This is a genomic window from Faecalibacterium longum, assembly GCF_040094125.1.
Classification (GTDB): Bacteria; Bacillota; Clostridia; order Oscillospirales; family Ruminococcaceae; genus Faecalibacterium; species Faecalibacterium longum.
The window spans coordinates 1-2039 of sequence record NZ_JBBNIH010000023.1 but is presented as its reverse complement, the minus strand read 5'-3'; the positions used below and the strand labels follow the sequence as shown (position 1 = coordinate 2039).

Genomic DNA, 2039 nt, shown 5'->3' with positions numbered 1-2039 from the left:
CAGTCGATGCGGGCAAAGCCGCCGTCACCGTGCAGGGTGACCACGATGCCGCCATCGAGCTGGACGGCGACAACGAGCTGAAGAGCGGCGGCTATAATGCGGGTCTTGAGAAGAACGAACACGAGTCGAAAGGCACTCTGACCATCAAGGACGACAAGGGCAAGGACGGCTCCCTCACCGCCGAGGGCGGCTTCGGCGGCGCAGGCATCGGCGGAGGCATCGAGAGCACCGGCAGCAACATCACCATCCGGGGCGGCACCATCGAGGCTGTGGGCGGGAGCAACGCGGCAGGCATCGGCGACGGTGCAGGCCGCGCGTCGGACGACACCGACGACCCGAACCCGGGAGACCTCTACATCTGCGGCGACGCCGAGGTGACGGCCAAGGCGGGAAGCCAGATGACGGACGCCAAGGCCCCGGCCATCGGCGGCAGCTACGGCGAAGTACCCACGGAGAACCTTTCTGACGATGAACATAAGGTGACGGGAGGACGGCTGACCCGTCTGAACGCGGACGGCACCGTGATGGAGGGGATGGGCTACGACTACACCTCCACCCCCAAGCCCCAGCCGGACGACGACGAGGACGACGATGATGATGACGTCCCGCCCCCGGTGCAGGAGAACGCCCCCGAACCCCTGCCCGGCGGCATGGTGGTGGGCGGCTTCTTTTCCAGCCGGGTCACCATCCAGCGGTGGGATTCTGCTTTGGCCATTATTGAGAGCACCGACCCCATGCCCGGCAGCTTAAAGGCCGGCGACGCCGGAGAGGTCCTCACCCCGGGGGGTGTGGTGCTTATTGAGAGCGCCGCTCCCCGCTCCACCGTCACCACCGACATCTCCAGTCTCCGGGAGGACGGCGTGGAGGACATCTTCTTCCGCTATGAGGACACCATGACCCACTATAGCGTGGACAAGATGGCCGACGCGGCGGGCGAGGACGCTGACGTGGAGCTGAAGCAGAACAGGGAGGACATCAGCCTCCGGCTGGACGGCGAAACGCGGGACGACCTGTCAGAGCGCTATCTGGAGTGGGTGCCGGTGCAGACGCCAGAGCCGCAGGAGTGGCTGATATTGACCCACGAACTCGCGAAAAAAAGGGACGACCGCCCGAGTTTGGATTGGTGGCTCGAGCCTGAGAGAGAGGAAACGGTAGAGCAAAAAACGAGTGAAGAGCTCAGACGTGAACTCGACGAATTACTGAAACAAGAGCGGGAGATGATGGACTTCCAACTCGCGAAAAAAAGGGACGACCGCCCGAGTTTGGATTGGTGGCTCGAGCCTGCGAGAGAGGAAACGCCGAGAATCGGGCTTGAGGAGTCCCTGAAACAGCTGGCTTCCCGATTTGAGGCCATCGCTCCCGAGGAGGATAAGAAGCCACTGCTCTTTCTGGTCTACCCCCCTCGCACGGAACCCAAAAAGTATACCAATCTGTTGGAGAGTGACCTGCGGAGCTATACCGACCGTGGTGACGACTGGGACGACCTGCCGGATACCCAGGGTGAGATAAAGCTCTGGATACCGGAGGACTTGGGGCAGCCCAAAGAAATAAGCATCTCAAAGGAGAGCCTGAGCCGCAGCGACGGCATTGCATGATACACAGAACGAAAGGAGATGTACGATGAGACTGAAGAGCGCACTCCGGCGGGGCGTGGCCGCCGCCGTCATCGCGGGCATCGTGGTGAGCTCCGGCATCCCGGCCTATGCGAAAACATGGAACATCGCCGACGGCGACATTACGGTCAAAGGTGCGAGCGATGAAAGCGGAAACTATAACAATGTCAAGCAGGGTGAAAAGGATTTCGAGAAGGATGAGGGGGAGACCGTCATCACCGGCGAGTCGGATAAGAACACCGTCACCATCGACACCTCCGAGGGCAACGTGGACGTCACCTTCGACGACCTGAAAATTGACGTCAGCGGCAAGACCGAGGTGGATGGCAGCAGCAAGACCGAGGTGGATGGCAGCGGTGACAGCCCAGTCGATGCGGGCAAAGCCGCCGTCACCGTGCAGGGTGACCACGATGCCGCCATCGAGCT

The 2039-nt window shown here is 61.9% G+C and carries 2 pseudogenes; both read left to right on the top strand.

What is annotated here, in order from left to right:
* A pseudogene (locus AAAU26_RS00195) lies at window positions 1-1595 on the top strand (hypothetical protein); the annotation flags it as partial.
* A gap of 25 nt (window positions 1596-1620) precedes the next feature.
* Window positions 1621-2039 (top strand): annotated as a pseudogene (locus tag AAAU26_RS00190) (hypothetical protein); the annotation flags it as partial.